Here is a 2,520-nt window from a genome sequence, read left to right as displayed (position 1 = left end):
GCACTGTTTGTATGTCCATAACCTATTGTCCACACCCCAATGGCATCTTTATAGGCGTTCAAACGCAAACCTTCCCACTGTTTGATAAGTGCTAGTCCTTCTGATGATATTTTTCGCATATGATTCTCCATAAAAAAAGCCCCGCAAAAAGCAGAGCTGGATTAAAAAATTGACATCTTTCCCATTCGGAAAGATAGCTTGTTAAAACTCATGTCGCTTTTTCATTGGAACAAAAGAATGTATTTGACATTATCAATTTTGTAGCATATAAACTACAGATGTTTATTGTTAAAAAAACACACTATTTTACAGAGTGGTTAGACTCATTAAAAGACAAACAAGTGCAAAAGAAAATTGCTGCACGTATTTTCCGCCTTGAATATGGGCTTCTAGGAGACGTGAAATATTTCCGTGGCATTGGTGAACTAAAAATAAATTATGGACCAGGCTATAGGATTTATTTTGTAAAACAAGGGAAACAAATCATTTTGTTATTAAATGCTGGTGATAAATCCACACAACAAAAAGATATCGAAAAAGCCCTTCAATTAGTAAAGGAAATGAAACATGGAAATTACTAAATTTGATGTAAGTGAATATTTTAATACGCCTGAAGACTTTAAGATTTTATTAGATGATGCTTTAGAAACCAAAAATAGTGGCTATATTGCACATGTATTAGGTATTATTGCGCGTAAACAAGGAATGACAACTGTTTCTCAAGAGACAGGACTAAATCGCGAGTCTCTTTATCGTTCTTTAAGCGATAAAGGTGATCCACGACTTTCTACTTTTCTTAGTGTTTTGAGTGCTTTAAATTTGCAGATTAGCTTAACGCCTATCCAAAATAATTGTAAGGAACAAGCGGCTTTAGAAGAAGCATCTTGACCACCTCCCCATTTTTGAGAACGGGGAGGGGAGGCATATTTTTTACTTAAGCGGCTTTCACTACAGATCTTTCTAAGACTTGTTTTGCTTCTTTGATTATGGCTTTGTAATGCTTGCTTTCTTCTACCAACGTAAAGGCTTTGACAAGATGCATGTGGAGAGGTCCATAAATGTAAACAGCCTTTTTAGTTGGAGACATTTTATCCCAATCTTTTGGGAAAGCAAAACGTATATCATCATAATCAACAAATTGACTTTTTAGTTTCTTTTCACATTCAATAAAGTAACGACGAGCTTGACGTCCTTTCTCATTGCGCTCAACCATTGAGAGCTCTTTCGCCATATCTAAGGTGAGATGATATTCTTTACTTATAACATTTTTACGTTTCTCATTTTTGAGAAACGTAAAACCATAATCTTGATTTTCCAAAAATCCATATTCTTTAATACGACGTACAATCCAATCTGCAAATTTAGAGTTGACTTCTAAAAACGTATGTAATTCACGTGCGTTAACCGTTTGAACAGTTTCTTGACCAATATTTTGTTCTTTAATTTCTATAAGAGTGTTCATAAGAATTCCTTACTATTTAGATGTTTCTTAATGACACTTTTAAAAAGTGCCGGGTGCTAAGAAACACGGTAGTAAGTCCGTCGTTATGCTTTTCCCAAAAGGGTATTGTATAGCGTAACTACACCCGACAAGATCATTATATGCGTGTAACATACAATGAGTCAAAGCCTTTAAACGTGCGGAGAAGAGATTGTTTCGTAACCAAATCCGCTTACTATTAAGGTGTTTCTTAGGCACCTGATTCGATTATTCATATTGTCGTCACATTGTCAAGCTGCTTTCGAGATTTTTTACGTTTTTACTAATTTGACTTATATATCCTCTTCATCCATATGGATTACGCCTTCGCCTTCGTCGCATGCGTTTGGTGGGGCGTTTGGATCAAGGGTATCGTCCTTGTCTGGTGTTGTGTTTGCAACGTTTCCAGCCGCATCTTCTTGTGATGCATCAAAAAGTTCGCACTCTATTTTTGTGGTGTAACCACCCGTTTTATCAAGTTTGTGTTTAACACTTTTGATGCGCCATTCTGCCGGTATATAAGGGCGGAAAGGGGGCTCTTGAACAAGCTTTGCTTCTGCTTGCACAAACGGATCACCACCGATATCACATGAGAAAGAAGATTTACCGCGTGATGATTTATTGCGATAAGCAGCAATGGCCGCAACAGCCTCTGATTGGTTATGGTAGGTATATTTGAGTTCATGAAACGGCGGGTTACCAACCTTGACTTCTTTTTTTTCACCAGTGCGGATATCATGATAGGTTGCGAGAACACCGCCTTTTTTCTCTTTGTCTTCTTCTTCTTTCTCAGGTGTTGTTTCTGCTTTTTCCGATTCAGATGATGATGGTGCTCTGTCATTGTCATCCATATGGATAAAGTTTTCATCATCATCAATCTCTTCTGGTTCTCGTGCATCAGCCGCGGCTTTTTGGTCGTCTCCCACATCCGTTTCTAAGCCATTGGCTGCACCTGCTTCATCACGCGCACTGTATTTAAAATCCCAAGAGGTGCAATGTTTCTCATGAATAACAATAATAGGGAGTGTTTCACCGGTGAT

4 protein-coding genes and 1 pseudogene are annotated in these 2,520 nt (G+C 37.7%); 2 read left to right on the top strand and 3 right to left on the bottom strand.

What is annotated here, in order from left to right; all coding sequences use genetic code 11:
* Positions 1-119: lysozyme (locus tag ACFIJK_RS09030; protein ID WP_375627559.1), on the bottom strand; the 119-nt coding region annotated here is incomplete at its 3' end.
* A 159-nt stretch (positions 120-278) separates the two neighbouring features.
* On the opposite strand from ACFIJK_RS09030, the gene ACFIJK_RS09025 reads away from it, so the two are divergent.
* Both ACFIJK_RS09025 and ACFIJK_RS09020 read left to right on the top strand, forming a co-directional pair.
* Entirely contained in the window at positions 279-581 is a 303-nt protein-coding gene (locus tag ACFIJK_RS09025) for a type II toxin-antitoxin system RelE/ParE family toxin (protein WP_006589072.1), read from the top strand.
* The gene (locus ACFIJK_RS09020; RefSeq protein WP_006589073.1) at positions 568-888 is read left to right on the top strand and encodes an addiction module antidote protein; all 321 of its coding nucleotides are present in this window, start codon (positions 568-570) and stop codon (positions 886-888) included. The genes ACFIJK_RS09025 and ACFIJK_RS09020 overlap by 14 nt, the downstream gene beginning before the upstream one ends.
* Before the next feature lie 46 nt (positions 889-934).
* On the opposite strand, the gene ACFIJK_RS09015 is transcribed toward ACFIJK_RS09020, so the two are convergent.
* Both ACFIJK_RS09015 and ACFIJK_RS09010 read right to left on the bottom strand, forming a co-directional pair.
* Positions 935-1,462 carry an antA/AntB antirepressor family protein gene (locus ACFIJK_RS09015; RefSeq protein WP_273783424.1) on the bottom strand — a complete coding sequence of 176 codons (528 nt, stop codon included), beginning with the start codon at positions 1,460-1,462 and terminating at the stop codon, positions 935-937.
* 311 nt (positions 1,463-1,773) lie between these two features.
* Positions 1,774-2,520 (bottom strand): annotated as a pseudogene (locus ACFIJK_RS09010) (late control protein); the annotation flags it as partial.

It is taken from the genome of Bartonella sp. PS17NMGDW, from assembly GCF_042193555.1.
In the GTDB taxonomy this organism is placed as follows: domain Bacteria; phylum Pseudomonadota; class Alphaproteobacteria; order Rhizobiales; family Rhizobiaceae; genus Bartonella; species Bartonella grahamii.
Note: the sequence above shows the minus strand (reverse complement) of the source record. Positions and strands in the feature narration are given on the sequence as shown.

What these genes read in the sequence shown, in the direction of transcription:
- ACFIJK_RS09025 (WP_006589072.1), top strand. Translation starts at nt 279, where the DNA reads ATGTTTATTGTTAAAAAAACACACTATTTTACAGAGTGGTTAGACTCA.
- ACFIJK_RS09015 (WP_273783424.1), bottom strand. Translation starts at nt 1,462, where the DNA reads ATGAACACTCTTATAGAAATTAAAGAACAAAATATTGGTCAAGAAACT.
- ACFIJK_RS09020 (WP_006589073.1), top strand. Translation starts at nt 568, where the DNA reads ATGGAAATTACTAAATTTGATGTAAGTGAATATTTTAATACGCCTGAA.